This is a genomic window from Blastopirellula sediminis (genome assembly GCF_020966755.1).
Lineage (GTDB): Bacteria > Planctomycetota > Planctomycetia > Pirellulales > Pirellulaceae > Blastopirellula > Blastopirellula sediminis.
In genome coordinates this window covers 681,487-700,705 of sequence record NZ_JAJKFT010000004.1, presented here as the reverse complement: position 1 = coordinate 700,705, position 19,219 = coordinate 681,487, and the positions used below count along the sequence as shown (strand labels likewise).

The window sequence follows — 19,219 nt, the reverse complement described above, 5'->3', positions numbered from 1 at the left end:
AACGGAACCTTCTTTTAAGAGAAGGTTCCGTTTTTTTCATGCGCCTAATTATTTGGCGGCTCAGGAATCGACTTGAATGCGCTAAACATTCGGTTACTATCAGCTCTGAAAATCCCCCTAAACACCCCAATCGCTACCATCCTTACATCCGGACCGATCGTCCGGAAAAGTGATGCAGCACCTCCCCAGGGGGACGTTATGGCCAGTTTCTCTCCAGCTGAGGCGATCGAACGAAATGAGTTTCTCATTCCAGCGCGGCAAGCGACGCAAGGCTCTCTCGAAAAATCAACTGCGTAAAAATCGTCAGCGACAAACGCAGCAAGCGGAATTCTTGGAAGCGCGCCAACTGTTGGCGGCCGACGTTTACGTCGATGCGAGTTGGGTCGGATTGATGGCCGGCGTCGATCCTGACGGACCGATGGGCCCCGCCACCGAAATCGGCGTCGACGCGTTCGCCACGATCCAAGCTGGGGTCAACGCCGTCGATCCGAGCGGTACGGTTACCGTCGGCGACGGGACCTACAACGAGAACGTCACGATCAACAAAAATCTGACGCTGCAATCCGTCAATGGTCGTAGCGCCACCACGATCGACGGCAATAACGCCGGCACGGAACTTGGCGCCGTCTTCGTCACCAACAACACGACCGCCGTGACGATCGAAGGCTTCACGATCCTCGGCCTTGACGGAACTCCGGGGCTGGAAAAGTCGGCGGTCTATTTCCAAGGCTCGCATTCCGGCGCGAAAATCCTCAACAACGAACTCGTCGCGCGCGGCGACAGCGCCCTGCTGACCGAATATGGGGCGACGATCGACAACTTCCTGATCGACGGCAACATCTTCTCGGGGCAGACCTTCACCGGGCTCACCGCCGGAGGAAGCGGATTCGGTTCGCAGTTCACCACGCCGAACGTTCCGCGACAGCTGGTCGCGATGGGTGGCGGTACCGGCGGTGGAAACACCTCCAACATCACCTTCACCAACAATCAGATCACCGGAACCGCCGGCGGTCTGAACGACATGATGCAGGAACAGGGGAACACCCTGGTCACGATCGACGCCAAGGGAGTGACGATCAGCGACAACACCTTCGCCGGCACGACCACGCGCTACGGCAGCAGTTTGCGCGCACGGGGCGAAGATACCAAGATCGAAAACAACGTGTTCGATCTGACGAACCAGTCAGCGACCACCAATGCATTGTTCGTCCAGGGTTCGGGCGGCCTCTCGACCGATCCCGATACGCTCGGCGATGTCGTCAACAATAACACTTTCTCCGATCCGGTCTTCGCGATCGGCAACACGGTCTATCCGATTGATTCTATTCAGGGGCGGATCGACGCCGCGACCGCGGGCGACGTCCTCCTCTTCAGCGGCGACTTCACTGAGAACGTCGTCGTCGACAAGGCGATTACCCTCGGCGGCGATTTCAAACTTAACGGCACGCTCAGCGTTACCGACAGCGGTGCAATTCTCTCGGCAGGTTTCAGCCCCGGCATTATTGCCTCCGGCGATCTGTCGTTGATTGCTGGTTCGACGCTGGCGGTTGAATTCAACAACATCGGCACGCCCGGCGCCGATTTCGACCAGTACCAGGTCGTCGGCACGGTCAGTCTCGGCGGAGCGACCTTGTCGTTGACCGGCGCCGCAACCGGTTTGACGCTCGGCGACAAAATCACGATCATCGACAACGACGATACCGATGCGGTAACCGGCACGTTCGCCGGTCTGGCCAATGGCGCCACCGTTATGCTCAACGGCGACGACTACCGCATCTTCTACGACGGCGGCGACGGCAACGACGTCGTCCTGGTTCGTGATACGCTCTCGTCGGCGTCCGTGTTGGTTGACGACGATTTCGCCGGCACGGCTTCCGGTGCGGAAGTCAGCCCTGGCTTCTTCTACCTGATCAATGCGTTCTCGACCATCCAAGCCGGCGTCGCTGACGTCAACGTCGGCGGAACTGTCACGGTCAATGACGGCTCCTACATGGGCAACGTCACGATCAGTAAGAACCTGACGCTGCAGTCGGCCAATGGTCGCGACTTCACCACGATCGACGGCAACAATGCCGGAACCGAACTGGGCGCCATTTTCGTCAAGAATAACACGACCGACGTCACGATCGACGGCTTCACCGTTTTGGGTCTGGATGGAACTCCCGGCCTCGAGAAGGCGGCGATCTACTTCCAGGGCTCGCACTCCGGCGCGAAGATCCTGAATAACGACATCGTCGCTCGCGGCGACAGCGGCCTGATCACCGAATACGGCGCCACGATCGACTTCTTTACGATCGACGGCAATATCTTCTCGGGTCAGACGTTCGTCGGTCCGAATCCGGCCGGGCTTGGCTTCAGCACGCAGTTCACCGAAGCGAACGTCCCGCGCCAGTTGGTCGTCATCGGCGGCGGCTCCGGCGGCGGCAACACCTCCGACATCATCTTCACCAACAACCAGATTACCGGTACTGCCGGCGGTCTGAACGCGATGATGCAGGAACAGGGGAACACCCTGGTCACGATCGACTCGGACTACGCCGAAATCACCGGAAATACCTTCGCCGGCACGACCACGCGGTACGGCAGCAGTTTGCGAGCCCGCGGCGTTTCGACCCAAATCGAAAACAACACGTTCGATCTGACGAATCAAACGCCGACGACTAACGCGTTGTTCCTGTGGAACGGCAGCGCGTTGTCGACCGATCCGGACACCTTTGAAGACATCTTCAACAACAATAACTTCGGCGATAACGCCTACTTCGTGAACGGCTCGATCGGCGTGAACTCGATGCAACAAGCGATCGATAACGCTTCGCCGGGTGACGTTCTCTACTTCATCGGCAACTACACCGACGCCGCCGTCGATATCAACAAAGCGGTAACCGTGGCTGGCGAATTCAACCTAACCGGCACGCTGACCGCTAGCGCCAGCGGCGCCGTGATCTCGGCCGGCTTCAGCCCCGGCATCATTGCGTCGGGCGACTTGTCTTTGACGACAGCTACGACGCTCGCCGTCGAATTCAACGCCCTCGGCACGGCCGGCGTCGACTACGATCAATATCAGGTAACTGGCACGGTCGATCTGGGAGGCGCCACCTTCTCCCTGACCGGTACCGCCGCGGGGCTCTCCCTCTTCGATGAGATCACCATCATCGACAACGACGGCGTTGATGCGGTGACCGGCACGTTCGCCGGTCTGGCCAACGGCGCCGTGGTCTCGCTCAACAGCGAAGACTACCGCATCTTCTACAACGGCGGCGACGGCAACGACGTGACGCTGGTCCGCGATACGCTCGCGTCGATGGACGTGCTGGTCGACGACGACTTCGCCGGCATGGCGGCCAACACCGAAGTCTCGCCTGGCTTCTTCTACCTGGTCAATGCGTTCTCCACCATCCAGGAAGGCGTGAATGACGTCACCGTCGGCGGAACCGTGACGGTCAACGCCGGCACGTACGTCGAGAACGTGACCCTCAACAAAGAGCTGACCCTCATCTCGTCGGCCGACCGCGACAACACGACGATCGAAGGGATCTCCGGCGTCGGCGCCTTGGCGACGGTGCTGATCACTTCCGACAACGTGCAGCTCGGCGAAAGCGGTAAGGGCTTCACGATCATCGGCATCGACAACGGCAATCCGGCCATCGAAAACGCCGCGATCTACATCGACAACAACAACGATGGAACGACGATCGAAGGAAACCGCATTCTGGCCAACGGCGATTCGGCGATCTTGACCGAATACAACCAGATGGTCACCAACCTGACGATCAACGACAACATCATCGGCGGAACCACGTTCGTCGTTCCTCCGATGGGCGGCCCGCAGTTCAGCACCAACAACGTTCCCCGTGGTCTGGTCTATATCAACGGCGGCAGCACCAACGACAACACCGGCATGACCGCCAACATCACCTTCACCAACAATACGATTGAAGGCGTAAGCGGCGGCGTCGACGCGATGATGATGGAAGTCGGCGCATCGCTGGTGACGATCGACTCGGACGGCGCGACGATTACCGGCAACGAATTCAAGGGAACGACGACCGGCACCGCTTCGACGCTGCAAGCTCGCGGCAAGAACGCCGTCATCACCGGCAACACGTTCGACACCGCGCTACAAGGCGATTTCACCAATATCGTCTCGCTGCTCAACACGTCGACCGGTCAGCTCTCGATCGCGCCCGACACGCTCTTCGACTTCATCGACGATAACACATTGGTCGACGGCATGACGACGCCGAAGGCCTACTTCGAATTCATCCCCGGCATGACGCCGAGCCAGGACAGATTGGTCGTTCGCACGCTGGAGCAAAACGACGGCACGCTGCAAGGCGCCGTAAACGCCGCGACGGACGGTTCGACTCTCTACTTCCTCGACCTCTACGGAACGTACGTCGAAAACCTGGACGTCAACAAGCCGGTCACTGTCGGCGGCGAGTTCACGCTCGACGGCGAACTGAAGGCGAGCGTCACGGACGCCAACATCAACGCTGGCTTCAGCCCCGGCACGATTTACTCGACCGATCTGACGCTGACGGCCGGATCGAAGTTGACGGTCGAAGTCAACGACGTCAACGTCGCCGGGACCGATTACGATCAGTATGTCGTTACCGGAACGGTCGACCTGGGAGGCGCCACGCTTGATATCGTCGACCTGCCGCCCCCTTCGACCTCGATGCTCGGTCACCAACTGGTCCTGATCGACAACGACGGGATGGACGCCGTGATCGGCACGTTCGCCGGCCTCGTGAACGGCGACGTGATTACGATCGACGGCGAGAATTACAAACTGTTCTACGATGGGGGCGACGGCAATGACGTCGTCCTGATCCGCGACGCCGACGTGACGCCGACCGTTTATGTTGACGACGACTGGGCGATGGGCGTTCTCCCCGGCCAGGAAGTCCTGCCCGGCTTCTTCTTCGAGATCAACGCCTTCGCGACGATCCAGGAAGGGGTCGACGACGTCGATACCGACGGCGACGTTCTCGTCCGTGAAGGCTCGTACGACGCCGGCGCCATCGTTCTCCGCGGCATGACCATTCATGGCGAGGGGATGAACCCGTCCGACGTCATGGTGACCGAAACCGTTACCCACGGCTTCTTCATCGACACCGCCGGCGACGTCATTCTACAAAACATGCAGATCCAGTCGACCGTCGGCAACGGCGTCTTCGTCCCCACCGCCGGATCGCTTCTGCTCGAAGACCTGATCCTGAACAACAACGGCGAGGCTGGCTTCGTCATCAACACGACGCCGAGCGTCGTGATGACCGACGTCGAATATCAAGGCAACGCCCAGAACAGCCAGCTGATGATGGTCGGCTCGTTCACCTACAACACCACGACCGGCGAAGCTGACGTTGTCGACATCAATTCGCCGTCGATCGGCGGCGCCGGCAACTTCCAGCACAATCGCGGTGGCGCCTATCAAGATATCGTCCAGTTCACCGACGTCGCCCAGATGTTCGTCAATACGTTCGAGGGACTCGATCGCTTCACGATCGCGCCTCACCTGACGACCGTCATCAATATCGACGGCGGCGCCCCAATCTTTGGCGATCCGGACGTTCCGCCGGGCGACGTGCTGGCTCTTTACCTGGATGGCGTCGTCAATCCGGTCGTCGGTTCGACTCCGAACGGCTCAGTGACCTCCAGCAGCCACGCGGCGATCAACTACGTTAGCATCGAAACGATCATCGTCCCGGATGCCCTGGAAACGAATGACTCGATCGCTCAGGCGACGATCCTCGGTTCGCCCGAGTCGGTGATCATCAATAATTTGTCGATCCACGATGATAGCGACGTCGATTTCTTCCGGTACACCGCTCACTTTACCGGTAAGCTCTACATCAACGCCCTCTTCACCAACGTTCCGCAAGGGGATCTGCAACTCGACGTCTTCGATCAGTCAGGTGATCTCATCGCGTCGGTCAACACCAACGACGATAACGAGCAGCTGATCATTCCGGTCGTCAGTCAGCAGAAGTACTTCATCCGCGTGAAGGGAACTACGGACGACGTCAACCAATATTCGCTGGAAGTTGAGAACTTCGAGGCTCCGGCGCCGCACGGCATTCTGATTTCGCCGTTGTCCGATACCGGCACGTCGTCGCTGGATAACGTCACCAACAGCCCGACTCCGCTGATCTACGTTCAAGACGACCTGCTGCAGTTCGTCGATGAGAACGGCAACGACATCTCGGAACCGGCCAATGGCGAACTGCGTATCTTGACCGCCGCCGAAGCGGTGTTGGGGATGACCGACGGTTACGCCGTGCAGGTCACGATCACCAACCTCACGACCGGCGTCGCCATCCGTCGCTTCGCCAATCCGGTCGGTCCGGCCGATCAGGCGACCGTCTTCGTTTACGATCCAACCGTCTACGGCGACTCGCTAGCCGACGGCAACTACCTGTTCTCGGCCCGCACCGTCGTCTTCGACGGCCAGACGCCGATCACCCAGGGGAACGCCAACCTGGCGACTTCGGTTCGCCTGACTGTCGACGCGGTTACCCCTGGCGGCTCGATGCCGACCCTGGTGACCACCAGCGACAGCGGCAAGCTTGCCGACGACGAAGTGACCAACATTTCGCAGCCGATCTTCAAGGGAACCGGCGAGCCGAATACGAAGGTCTTCCTCTTCGCCAACAACAACACTAACCCGATCGGCCAAGGGACGGTCGACTCGCAAGGGAACTGGTCGGTCCAGGTCTCTCCGCTAGCGGATGGCGTCTACAGCATTCGCGCCGCCTACGAAGATCTGGCCGGCAACCGCAGCGCTCCTTCGCCCGGCCTGCAGATCGAAATCGACACTCTGGCGCCCAACACGCCTTATCTCGACTTGATCACGGCGAGCGATTCGGGCCAGGTCAACGACGACAACGTCACCAACGACAACACGTTGACGTTTACGATGACGACGACCGATCCCAACTCGGCGTCGCACATCTTCACAACCAACTTCCAGTACCGGATTTACGCACGTCCGGAAGGTGGCGCCGAGTTCCTGCTGTACGATTCGTCGACCGACGGCGCCATTCCGGCCGCCAACGTCGCTGACGGCATGATTGACCTGAACTTCCTGACCCGCGAGACCGGCGCTTTGGCCGACGGTCGCTACAACTTCAAGTTGGAAGTGGAAGATCGTGCCGGCAACATCAGCACCGACTTCCTGCTGGGCGTGACGGTCGACACCGTCGCTCCGACCGGGGATGCGCCTGATTTGCTTGCGTCGAGCGACAGCGGCATGCTCGACAACGACTGGGTGACCAACATCGACACGCCGAGCTTCAGCGGAACCGGCGAAGTCAACTCGAAAGTCTTCCTCTACGCCGATACCGAGTTGGTCGGTCAAACGATCGTCAATGCCGACGGCACCTGGACGATCAAGTCGACCGCCCTGGAAGACGGCGTCTATGTGATCTCGACCGTCTACGAAGATCTGGCCGGCAACCGCAGCATGCCGCAACTGGCCGACTCGAAGTTGGAAGTCGACACCTACGTGCCGAACACTCCCTACTTGGATCTGGCCGCCGAAAGCGACACCGGTCGCAATGACGAAGACAACGTGACGATGGACAACACGTTGACCTTCAACATAACGACGACTGATCCGAACCAACCGCTCCATCTGTTCAGCGAGAACTACAAGTTCCGCATTTACTTGCGAGCGGAGAATGGTTCCGAAACGTTGATCTACGATTCGGCCGCCGAGTTCACCTCGATGGATCCGCTGCTCGACGGCTTCACCGACCTGGAGTACCTCAGCCGCACGATGGACATGCTGGCCGACGGCTACCATGACTTCAAACTGGAAGTTGAGGACCGTGCCGGTAACATCAGCACCGACTACCTGTTGGACGTGGTGATTGATACCGTGTCGCCGGACGCTCCGACGCTCGAAATCGATCCGAGCACGACCGACACCGGCGTGACCGGCGATCCGAACACGTTGGCCGACAACATCACCAGCGACTCGAATACCGGCTTTGTCGGCGACGCTGAGTCGAACTCGGTGATCCGCTTGTACGCCACCGACACGCCGCTGGATGGCGCCGCCCTTTCCGTGCTGAACGGCATGTCGGCCGCCGATGTGATCGCCTTCCTCAATGGCAATTACGTCTATCAAGGTCTAACCGCCGCTTCGCCGCTCGATGGTAACGACGGCAACCCGGAAGTCGGCTTCTGGAGCCTGACCGGCAAGTACGATCTGAACAACCCGAACTACTTCGCGTTCGACGGCATCCGTCAGATCGTGGTCACTTCGGAAGACCTGGCCGGCAACATCTCGATCGTCACGACGCTCGAAATGATGGTCGACACGCAAGGTCCGACGATCGACAACGTCAGCGTGACCGGCTCGCCCGACTACGACCTGTTCGCACCGAAGCCTTCGGTCGACGGTCCGACTCCGCCGATCACCAGTCTGGACATCGACTTCAGCGATCTCCCGATTCGCCCCGGCGTCCAGCTGTTCGCCACTGGCAACTCGCCTGACGTCACCTTTGTGATTGACGCTTCGGCCAGCACGCTGGGCGCGATTGCCGGCACGCAGGTTGGCGACCTCAACGGCGACGGCATCTACAACACCAAGCTCGACGCCGAGATCGCCGCGATCATCAAGGCGAATCAGCAGCTGATCGACGCGGGACTGGGCGACGTCGCCAAAGTCTCGTTGGTGGTGATGGTCAGCGGAACCGCGGTCTCGCTCGACTTGAGCATCGGCTCGAAGTTCACCACGGCCGCCGCCGACAACAACAACGACGGCAAGCTCGACCTGATCAACGCCCTCGAGTCGATTAACGCCGGCGGTTCGGCCAACTACACCGCCGGTCTGCAAGCCGCGACGACGATTCTGGAGAACTCCGGATTCGCCAACTCGACCGTCCTCTTCTTCGCTGACGGCTTCTCCGGTACGCCGGGCGCCCACACCGCGGCAGCCGCCGATTTGGCCGCCGTGGCGAAGAACATTTACGCGATCGGCGTCGGGACTTCGGACTTGGCCGAACTCCAGATCATTGATCCGGACGCCGCCGTTTATGAGACCACCAACGCGCTGCTCAACACCAGCGTCGTCGCTCCCACGTCGGTCGACGACTTCGGCTTCCTCTATCCGGCGATCTCCGATGCGACCGCGCTGCAGGCCGGCACGTTCCAGCTGATCGGCGACGCGAACGGCTTGATCCCGATCAAGTCGATCACGATCACGCACGACACGACTGCCGGTTCGGTAGCCCGTTCGACGGTAACGCTCGAATTCTTCGAAGCCTTGCCGGACGATCGCTACACGCTGAAGATCGCCGATTCGCTCACCGATCCGGCCGGCAACATGCTGGACGGCGAGAGCAACGCGGCCGAACCGCAAGATGATCCGTCGTTCGCCACCGGCAACGGCGTCGCCGGCGGATCGTTCCTGGCTCGCTTCACGATCGACAGCCATCCCGAAATCGGCGTCACCAGCTACGGCACGACGCTGATCGACATCAACGGCAACTTCATGGTCGACACCGAGAACTCGGACGACACCAACGAAGACCTCACCTTCGCGATCGGCTTCAGCACCGACGACGTCTTCGCCGGGCAGTTCACGCCCAGCGCCGGCAGCGTCGCCGACGGCTTCGATCGCCTGGCGGTCTACGGCAAGGTGAACGGCAAGTTCCGCTTCCAGTTCGACTTTGACAACGACGGAGCACCTGACGCGACGGTCATCCAGAACATTCAGGTCAACGGCCTACCGGTCGCGGGCAACTTTGACGGCAACGCCGACAACGGTGACGAAGTCGGCGTCTACGTCGGCGAAACCGGCACCTTCTGGATCGACACCAACCACGACAACCAGATCGATACGCCGATCTACACGCAATTGGTCGGCAAGCCGATCGTCGGCGATTGGGACGGCGACGGCTTTGACGATCTCGGCGTCTGGCGAGACGACAAGTTCTTCCTGGATCTGACCGGCGGCGTTGAAAACGGCTGGGACGGCAAGGCGGACCAAACCTTCTGGTTCGGATTCGAAGGGGTGCGTGAACGTCCGGTCTCGGCCGACTTCAACTCGGACGGGGTCGAAGACCTCGGCCTGTTTGTCCCCGATCAACAGAACTCGTCGAGCAGTCAGGCGGAATGGTTCCTGTTGATTTCGGACAGCGACGAAAACGGCGTCGCTCGCCCGATCTGGGAAAACCCGGATCGCATGATTCCGCCTTCGGAAGATCCGCTGGGCCGGAACGTGGCGAAGTTCCTGACCGATCCGTTCGGTCCGGATCAATACGCGATGTTCGGCAACAACAACGGCCTGCCGATCGTCGGCAACTTCGATCCGCCGGTCGCCGACGCGCCGCCGCAAAACCCGACGCCGGTAATCGAGTTCCCCGAGATCAACTTGCCGACTCCGTCGCATGGCTCGTCCTGGGAAGAAGCGGCCGACTTGGATCATGACGGCGCCGTCACGTTGCTCGACTTGGCGCTGGTCATTCGCCAGATCGGCAACTTGTTCAACCTGCCGTCGGACGTCGCGTGGGCTTTTGACTTCGACCATGACGGCGTCGTCAGCCTGCTCGACCTGACGCAGATCATCAAGAAGATCGGTACCTCGGCGCCTTCGACGTCCAGCTTCACGCTGGAAGCGGAAGAAGTGGCGGAGTCGACCGCTCCGGCGCCGGCCGCGAGCACCTCGTACTTCGAGGTCGTTTCGCCGGTTGCCAGCGACGATTCGGAGTCGATGATCAGCGGCGGCGTCGCGATCGAAGGGGAATCGGTCTCGGCCGCCCCGGTCTTCTGGATCCCGAGCGACGTTACCTCGACGACGACCATGTCGGTCGAGTCGACTACCTACCAGGCGGTCGACGCGGAAGTGGTCGCCCAGCAGTCGCTGGACGGGGAACTGGTCGACGAGCAGCTGCTCGACTCGCTAACCGGCGACAGCGAAAACTTTGAAACGGTGGACGCCCTGTTCACCGAGGAAGAGGACGAGCTGGACGAACTGTTCGTCTTCTAATCCCACACGGCAAAACCGAAATAAAGCCGGCTGGCGACTGATCGCCAGCCGGCTTTTTGCTTTCTTGGTCCGAGCCTCACCGTCGCCCCCGCTAGAGTATGGCGATCTCTCACGACGTTGCAAAAAATGTGCTTGTGCTGATTCCGCATGGCAATTGCATCGATCTTCCGTTGCGCTTTCGGCCGAATTCTGTAGTCTCCCCGTCGTGGGATCGATATACTCAAAAGTCGCCCCCCTGCCCGAAACACTCCCGATTTGCCGTATCTTTGCCGGTGATCTCCCCCTAACCCCAAGGGGACAGAGAATCGCTGGTTTTCCCTCCGCAAGACTTTCCCTGCGCCGACCGAAGACGACCGTCACTTCACTTCGTAGAAGGAGCGAACATGCTGGACCGTAGAAGAATGCTGCAAGCCGTGGCGACAGGAGCCGGGGCCGCTTTGGGCCTTCCCCTGTCAGCCGAGCGTCTCTTCGCCTCCAGCGGCCAAACGTCGCAGCCGAAACGCGTCATCTTCTTCCTGCAGAATCAAGGCTTCGATCCGGCAACCTGCGTCCCCCAAGGGATGAAAAACAGCGGCTCCCTGGCCGGCGTGAAACTCCCCGATCCGATCAGCCCACTCGAACCGTACAAAGAACGCCTGCATATCATCAACGGTCTGCATGGCAAACATACCAGCCCCTCCCATAGCGCCTTCTTCGGCGCGCTCGGCGGTTATCGTGGCGGCGATGGCGTTCCTCCCAGCGCCGCGACGATCGACTACGAATTGAGCAAGGTCCTGCCGCAAACGCTGTTGCCGCATCTTTGCATCGGCATGGACTCGATGGAGAACATGACGGCCAAGCCGACTCTCGCGACCCTCTCGGCCAGCGGCGCCGGTCAGCCGGTCTTTATGTACTCGAATCCGAATCAGCTCTACCAGATGCTCTACGGCGGCATCTCGACCGGCGATATCCGCCGTCAGCACGAGGCCCGCTCGAACGCCTTCGACCAGATCGAAAAACTAGCCGCCGCCAAAGGCGAGTCGCTTCCGGTCGCCGACCAGCAGCGCTATCGCCAGTACGTCGACGGCTTCAAAGACATTAACGGCCTGCGTGAGCGGCTCGACACCGTTTCGGATCATCTGCGCAAGTTCGCCCCGGCCGTAGACGAGCGATATACCAAGCCCGAGTTCGAAACCGACTGGCATGACGCGCTGCTCGACCTTGGCATTTCGGCCCTGACCTCCGGCATCACCAACACGCTGACGATCGGTTCCGGTCGCGGCGAAATCTTTGGCGCCTGGAAGGGACTGGGGATCGATCAACAGGGTCATAACCTGGGGCACATGGATCAGCCCAACAATCCGATCTGGGTTAAGATCCGTCAGTACAACTGCCGTATGCTCGTGAAGATCATCGAATCGCTCGAAAGCATTCCGGAAGGAAGCGGCACGATGATGGATCACACGTTGATCGTCTACACCAGCAACAACGCCGACAGTCAGCACACCAGCGGCGCCAACTGGCCCGTGATGCTGCTCGGCAACTTCGACGGCGCGTTCAAGACCGGCCGCTTCACGCAACTCGACGGGACGCGTCCGATCAACTCTCTTTACACGGCGATCATGAACGCCGCCGGGGTTAACTGCGATCGCTACAACATGAGCGAGAAGCTCGCCCAGAAATTCGATTCGACCAACGGTCCGCTGAAGGAAGTGCTGGCATGAGCAAGGTTGGATACGCCTTGGCGGTCCTCCTGGGGTGCTGTCTCACTTCGGCCGCCGCCGGCGAGACCTACGTCCCCGGCCAGAAAGTCGAGAAAGACTTTCGCGGCTTCGTCGAGCCGTTTCTCACGCGGCACTGCGTCGACTGTCACGGCGAAACGCTCCCGGAAGGGGACCTGACGCTGGAAGGTCTCGGTCCGGTCGACGAAGTGAACGCCGACATCTGGACCCGCGTTTGGGCGCAGGTCGCTTTGCAGGAAATGCCTCCCAAGGAAGAGGAGCAGCCGGAAGTGATCGAGCGGCTCCAGTTCGCCGACTGGATCGTCGACCAGCTGACCGACGTCCTCAAAGACAAAGGGGGCTTTCAAGCCCAGCTCGATCCGAACAAAGGAAACTTCGTCGATCACAACCTCCTCTTCGGTCCGCTCCCGGAAGGAATTCAGCTTCGCCCCACTTCTTCGCCGGCTCGCATCTGGCGCGTCACGCCGCAGGAACATATCACGCGGCTCAACGAACTGATCAATACCGAACCGACCTACGATCCGCGCAAGCCGGGTCTGCGCACCCACGGCGACGCCGTTCCGACCAACCATGGCGGCGAACTGAAGCTCTACTTCGGCGTTGATCGGATCACCAAGTGGCAAGGGGGAACCGTCGCCTATGCGACCGCGGTGAAAAGCGTCCCGGCCGTTCTCTCTTCGGCCCGCGCTCACGGCCTGGAGAACTACCCCGACTTCTACACCGTCAACAGCGCCGAAGCGACGCAGGTCCTCGGCATGGCGGACGACATCCTTCGCTATATGGCTTACGGCCCACTCAGCATCGCCGAGCCCTATCAGATCAGTGACGATACGCAATCGGTCGTCGCCAAATGGGATGGAGACATTCGCGGCCTCCCCACTTCGCTCGTCTACAGCACAAAGGTCGTTCGTCCGCTGACGCCGGTCAAAGATCTGCTCGAAGCGGAGGAAGTGGACGAGCAGCGTCTGAGGGCCGCCGTCGACTATTTGTTTGAAGCGGTAACCTTCCGTCCTCCCAGCAAGCAAGAGTCGGAAGCGTACCTGTCGATAGCACAACAGTCGATCGACAAGCTTGGCAAAGAAGACGGCGCCGTCCTGGGATTGTCGTCGATCTTCCTTGATCGTGACGCTCTTTTCCGTCCAGAACTGGTCGAATATGGCCAGCCCGACCAATACGGTCGCGTGATGCTGCAAGATTGGGAACTTGGCCTCGCCGTTAACCATGCCCTTTGTTACATCAAGCCGGACGAACAACTCCGCACCGCGATCCTCGCAGGGCGCATGCGCACCCAAGACGATGTGAAGCGGGAAGTCGAGCGGATATTGGCGGACGACAGCATTCGTAAGCCGCGCGTACTGCAGTTCTTCCGTGACTATTTCGACTACGACCAGGGCGGCTACATCTGCAAAGACACCAAAGCACTGGCCGATAGTGGCGCCGGATCCGGCAACGCCCACTACAGCGCCATGTTTGACGCGACGGCCAGCACCGATCGTCTGGTCGAGTTGATACTGCAGGAAGACAAGGACGTGCTGAAGCGTCTCCTGACGACCGACAAAGTTGTCGCCACCAAAGGAGACAGACTCTACTTCGGCACCAAACGGTCACAGCAAGAGATCGCCGCATCGCTCAAGAAAGAGAAAGAGGCGCTCGAAGCCTGGCTTCAGGAGCACCCTGGCGGCAAACCGGCCGACTTCAAGAAGAAGAACAACGTCAATCACAAAGTCGACTACGCCGAACTTTCCGGGCCCCAGATTTTCGCTCGTGTCAGCCGACGAAGTTTCGGATCCGGATCGATGCAGCCGGAACGCATCCTCGCCACCGCGCCCGAAGGAGAACGTCTCGGTATTCTGACCCATCCCAGCTGGCTCGTTTCCCACTCCGACGCGATGGACAATCACGCCATCCGCCGCGGGCGCTGGATTCGCGAACGCCTTCTCGGCGGCGGCATTCCCGACGTGCCGATCACCGTCGACGCGATGCTCCCCGACGAACCGGACCATACGCTCCGTGATCGGATGCGGGTGACCCAAGAAACCTACTGCTGGACCTGTCACCGCAAGATGGATCCGCTCGGCTTGCCGTTCGAGATGTTCAACCACGCCGGCCTCCACCGCACGACGGAACTCAACCAGCCGGTCGACGCCAGCGGCGTAATCATCGACTCCGGCGATCCGAATCTCGACGGCAAAGTCGACAACGCGATTGACTTAATCGAGAAACTGGCCGAAAGCGAACGAGTCGAACAAGTCTTCGTCCGCCATGCCTTCCGCTTCTGGATGGGTCGCAACGAAACGCTAAACGACGCCCCGGTCTTGCAAGAAGCCCATCGGGCTTACAAAGAGAATGACGGGAGCATGAATGCGCTGCTGACTTCGCTGCTGACGTCAGACGCGTTCCTCTATCGAACTCGTACCCAGCCCGCCAATACCCCGTAGTCGCAACCCGGCACCAAAAGAAACCGATCAACTACGACTGAACTGTTCTTCCAATGAGCAGTAAGTCGTAGACGAGGCATGGCGCCTTCGCGACGCTTAGCAGGTCGCTAACACTCTCTAGACCAACTAAACGCCTCTCTAACCTGCAACTATGGTTTTCGCATTTTGCGTTAATCCCGCGATTAGAAGCGGCGTCTATTTACTTACCGTATCTTCCTCTGGCCATTTGCACGAGGTCCAGCTGTCCCATTACAAAATCGCGAAAGTTATCTTCGTGAACAAGAATGCAACCAGTGCTTTGCGCAAGCTGGATAGCCCCATTTGTAAATCGACTGTTGGTGATCGCGGCGCAACAATCACATTTGTAGTGGGCCATACCAGCAAAAGCTTCTTGGATAGCAGAGTTCGAAACGCTGTTCAAATATCCCTTGACCTGAATAGCGATTCTGATTCCCTGCTTGACCGCGATAAGGTCCACGCCCTGGTCACCAGTTATTGCAGTTGTCTCGATCGTATAGCCAAGCAGTTGAAGGACTTCTTCGAGATACTCTTCAAATTCGACGCTTCGCATTGCTCGCCAATTGCGCTGAAAAAGTTGGTTCCGTCGATATTCCATCGAGCGCAGTTTCCGCTGATCTTCAAGGTGCTCAACTAGTAATTGGCGGTGAGCTTGCACCTGCATCATCTCCGAAGTAAGGTCTTTGCTTTCATTTCGTAGCGTCTTTATCTGATCGTTGAGACGTTGGAATTCGAGGGACAAATCTTCATGCCTGCGTCTAGCTTCTTGCATGTTTACGCAGAACAACAGAAAGTACCCGGCAAGCAACCCAAACACTGTGCATGCAATGCCCGAGACGATGCTGAATGTACGGTGCGACGTAATTATGTCAGCAGCGATAAACCCCAATGCGCCAACACAAATTGACACCATTAACAGCACGCCACTTCGCCAAAACACCAACCTGTCGACCAAGCCGTTTGCAAATAGCGCGACCGAGTAGTATGAGACGATACACCACCTGACCCCTCTTTTCGAGTTTGCGGAGTAAATCGCCTCATTGACGGCATGCAGTCTCCTTGAAAGGTCACCCACCCTGGCGTCCAAAGCAGCAATTTCGGATTCTGTAGCATTTCCGGACATCGTCAACGACTCACTCATTGGGAGGTAACCCTGGTCTTGCGAACACTACAAATCAGAACTAGTGGCGGCGTCCGCGGTAATCCTTAAGTCCTCTTTTGAATCAGGTGCCACTCGCCGTGACGGGACTAATATTACCCCGAATTGGGCAGTCTGAGAAACTAGTTTTAAGAATCGTCTACAGGACTCATACCATTAAACCAAGCCCTAATATTCGCCAACTCTTTTCGCCACAAATTGGAGACAGAGATATCGGTTTTCTCCCGCTTACGCAACCTCTTGTGCGACAATGATTTCGCCATTATGCCTGTGACGAATCGTGTACTGGCCTCATCCTCGATATCTGGAAAAGTCAACTTCATTCCGATTTTCTAAGCATATGAAATCAGCTCAGATTCTCCGTTGCCGCCGAAACTCGATCGGCGTGACGCCTAACTCTCGCTTGAACAGCTCGTACATTCGCATCGGCGAACCGAAGCCAACATCGCGAGCAATGTTCTTCAGCGAGCGGTCCGTTTGCGCCAGTTCTCGTTTCGCTCGCTCCAGTCGGACCTTGCGAACAGTCGCGGCGATCGGCTGTCCCAAGACCTTGCGAAACCGGTTTTGCAAGGTTCGCGTTTCGACGGCGAGCGCACGTGCGACGTCATCCTGACCAATCCGGCTGTGACTGTTCTTGGCGATAAACTCCAGGGCTGCGGCGACTAACTCGTCTTGGACGGCGAAAAAATCGGTCGACTCGCGGACGACGAGTCCCTCTGGCTGAAGCAATAAGGGCCTGCGAGGCGGTTCGCCCCCGTCCATCAAATGCCCCAACAGTCGCGCCGCTTCGTAACCGACCCGCTCAAATCCCATTTCGACGCTCGTGATGGACGGGCTAGGCCGTTCGCAGAGCACTTCTTCATTGCGTCCTGCGATAATCGCCACGTCTTCAGGAACTCGCAAACCTCGTTCACGACATTTTTGGACGACCATGCGGCCCAGTTGATCGCCGCCGACAAAGACGCCAATGGGTGAACTCCACCGCTGCATCCAAGCGTCGATCGTCTCCGCCGAGTCTTTCCACTTCTTTAGCGTCTGGGAAAACGCAAGTGGAATCCAGGCCGTTTGACACGCGTAACCGTACTCTTGAACCGCATTTTGAAACGCGGCGATCTCGAAGACGTCGGACGAGTCGGTTCGACATCCCAAGCAAGCGAACTTTCGCAGGCCGCGTGACAATAGATGTTCGGCCCGCATGTGACCGGACGCTTCATAGTCCGGAAATACGCTAGGTAGTAAGTCGCGAACAGGGGAACTCGACCAGACGTTAACGACCGGTAGTTCCAAGTTACGGGTCCGTTCGGCAAGTAGCTTCGACGCTCTGGCGATGATGCCATCGTAGGGAACCTCTCCCTTATTCCGAGCCGAAGAGATCGAATCGTACACATATTCGTCGATGACTGACTCCCACCCCTGCTCTTCGACGTATTTCTGGGTGCCGGCATAGACGCTCGCATGTCGCTTGTAGGGCCAGTTCAGGTCAAGCATTAAAGCAATTCGTTTCGATCGCTTGCCCATCCGGCTTTCCTAAAAACGATACTGATTTTCCCGAAATCGTGCTTCTGCAAATTTACAATACGGCTGTCATCCCTGCATTGCAATCAATTTTTCTGACGGAAGGGGCACGGAGCGCCAGGCGGATTCCTAACAAGTCGTTTCATACCATTCTTCTTTTTTGGGGCCTTTTGGTCTGTGGAGATTTTCATGAAATGTCGGTCTCGCGGGTTCACATTAGTTGAACTACTTGTCGTAATTGCCATCATCGGCGTCTTAATTGCCTTGCTTTTACCTGCCGTCCAACAAGCGCGCGAAGCGGCGCGACGGATGTCGTGCACCAACAATCTGAAGCAGATTGCGATTGCCGCGCACAACCACCATGACACCTATGGGAGTTTCCCAACCGGCTTTCCCGATTCCGTCGTTTCGGATGCCGGCAATCCTGAGTTCGCGTGGAACGTCGACTTGTTTCCTTTCATGGAGTTGAACAACGAGTACGACGCGCTCGGCGCCAGCAAAGTGAAGCTGTATGAAATCTTGAACGCCCTCGGCGACCTTCCCGGATCAACTCCGGTTTCCGGCTATCCGACTCAGTATCAAGGCTTCGTATACGCGACGAGTAGCTTTCTGGAAGTCTGGAACTGCCCGAGTTCGGCCAATGAGTTGTTCACGTCATTCAGCGACGGTTCATTCACCGATGGGAACGGTACGACGTACAGCAACCGCTACCGTCGCGATGAAGGAGTCGCTCGCGCGACCTACGTCGGCTGCAACGGCCGCAACTCCAACACCGGCAGCGCCGATGGCGGCGGCATCTTCGTTTACAACAAGAGCTTTAAGTTTCGAGATATCGTCGACGGCACCAGCAACACCTTCATGGTCGGCGAGAAAGGGATTCCCCAAAGCGACAAAGATACGCCGAGTTGGCTAGGCGTGCCGAAATCCCCTGGCAATACCATCCCTCCGTCCTGCGTCACCAGCACGGTAGCGTTCCCGCTGAATCCCGGGTTGAGCAACCCCAACACCGAACGCTTCTCCTTCAGCAGTTTCCATCCCGGCGGAGGACAGTTCGCATTCATCGACGGGTCGGTTCATTTCATCTCGGAAACGATAAGTTTCAGCACCAATAGCAGCAACCTAGGCACCTACCAACGACTAGGCGACCGACGTGACGGCGTCCCGGTTGGCGAATACTAAACCGAACGATCAAACCACGTTCAATGCCCTGAAAGCTAGTTCAACACCCCATTCATTGCACCTCCGCGTTATTCGTCTTCGACATCCATTTCATTCGCGCGAGTAATCCAATGGTTCCAAAAGTCTTCTCGGCAACGTCGATTTGCGTTCCCCTTCTGCTATGCGTTTTCGCGGGATGCCAACGTGGCAC

General features: G+C 58.6%; 6 protein-coding genes. 4 read left to right on the top strand and 2 right to left on the bottom strand.

What is annotated here, in order from left to right; genetic code table 11:
- The first annotated feature begins 235 nt into the window (after nt 1–235).
- The 3 genes from LOC68_RS06565 to LOC68_RS06555 all read left to right on the top strand — a co-directional run bounded on the left by LOC68_RS06565 (nt 236) and on the right by LOC68_RS06555 (nt 15,158).
- A complete protein-coding gene (locus tag LOC68_RS06565) occupies nt 236–10,999 on the top strand; it encodes an Ig-like domain-containing protein (RefSeq protein WP_230216973.1) in 10,764 nt (3,587 codons plus the stop codon).
- Between the two features lie 383 nt (nt 11,000–11,382).
- Entirely contained in the window at nt 11,383–12,702 is a 1,320-nt protein-coding gene (locus LOC68_RS06560; protein WP_230216971.1) for a DUF1552 domain-containing protein, read from the top strand.
- Nucleotides 12,699–15,158 (top strand): DUF1588 domain-containing protein, encoded by a 2,460-nt coding sequence (locus LOC68_RS06555; RefSeq protein WP_230216969.1) that lies wholly within the window; start codon nt 12,699–12,701, stop codon nt 15,156–15,158. The genes LOC68_RS06560 and LOC68_RS06555 overlap by 4 nt, the downstream gene beginning before the upstream one ends.
- A 199-nt stretch (nt 15,159–15,357) precedes the next feature.
- On the opposite strand, the gene LOC68_RS06550 is transcribed toward LOC68_RS06555, so the two are convergent.
- Together LOC68_RS06550 and LOC68_RS06545 are read right to left on the bottom strand one after the other, a co-directional pair.
- On the bottom strand, nt 15,358–16,299 hold the full coding sequence (locus LOC68_RS06550) for a restriction endonuclease (RefSeq protein WP_230216967.1): 942 nt from the start codon (nt 16,297–16,299) through the stop codon (nt 15,358–15,360).
- Between the two features lie 387 nt (nt 16,300–16,686).
- Nucleotides 16,687–17,823 carry a substrate-binding domain-containing protein gene (locus tag LOC68_RS06545; RefSeq protein ID WP_230216965.1) on the bottom strand — a complete coding sequence of 379 codons (1,137 nt, stop codon included), beginning with the start codon at nt 17,821–17,823 and terminating at the stop codon, nt 16,687–16,689.
- 216 nt (nt 17,824–18,039) lie between these two features.
- On the opposite strand from LOC68_RS06545, the gene LOC68_RS06540 reads away from it, so the two are divergent.
- Nucleotides 18,040–19,029 (top strand): DUF1559 domain-containing protein, encoded by a 990-nt coding sequence (locus LOC68_RS06540; protein WP_255671112.1) that lies wholly within the window; start codon nt 18,040–18,042, stop codon nt 19,027–19,029.
- The last annotated feature ends 190 nt before the right edge of the window (nt 19,030–19,219 follow it).

What these genes read in the sequence shown, in the direction of transcription:
- LOC68_RS06565 (WP_230216973.1), top strand. Translation starts at nt 236, where the DNA reads ATGAGTTTCTCATTCCAGCGCGGCAAGCGACGCAAGGCTCTCTCGAAA.
- LOC68_RS06555 (WP_230216969.1), top strand. Translation starts at nt 12,699, where the DNA reads ATGAGCAAGGTTGGATACGCCTTGGCGGTCCTCCTGGGGTGCTGTCTC.
- LOC68_RS06560 (WP_230216971.1), top strand. Translation starts at nt 11,383, where the DNA reads ATGCTGGACCGTAGAAGAATGCTGCAAGCCGTGGCGACAGGAGCCGGG.
- LOC68_RS06550 (WP_230216967.1), bottom strand. Translation starts at nt 16,299, where the DNA reads ATGTCCGGAAATGCTACAGAATCCGAAATTGCTGCTTTGGACGCCAGG.
- LOC68_RS06545 (WP_230216965.1), bottom strand. Translation starts at nt 17,823, where the DNA reads ATGCTTGACCTGAACTGGCCCTACAAGCGACATGCGAGCGTCTATGCC.
- LOC68_RS06540 (WP_255671112.1), top strand. Translation starts at nt 18,040, where the DNA reads ATGAAATGTCGGTCTCGCGGGTTCACATTAGTTGAACTACTTGTCGTA.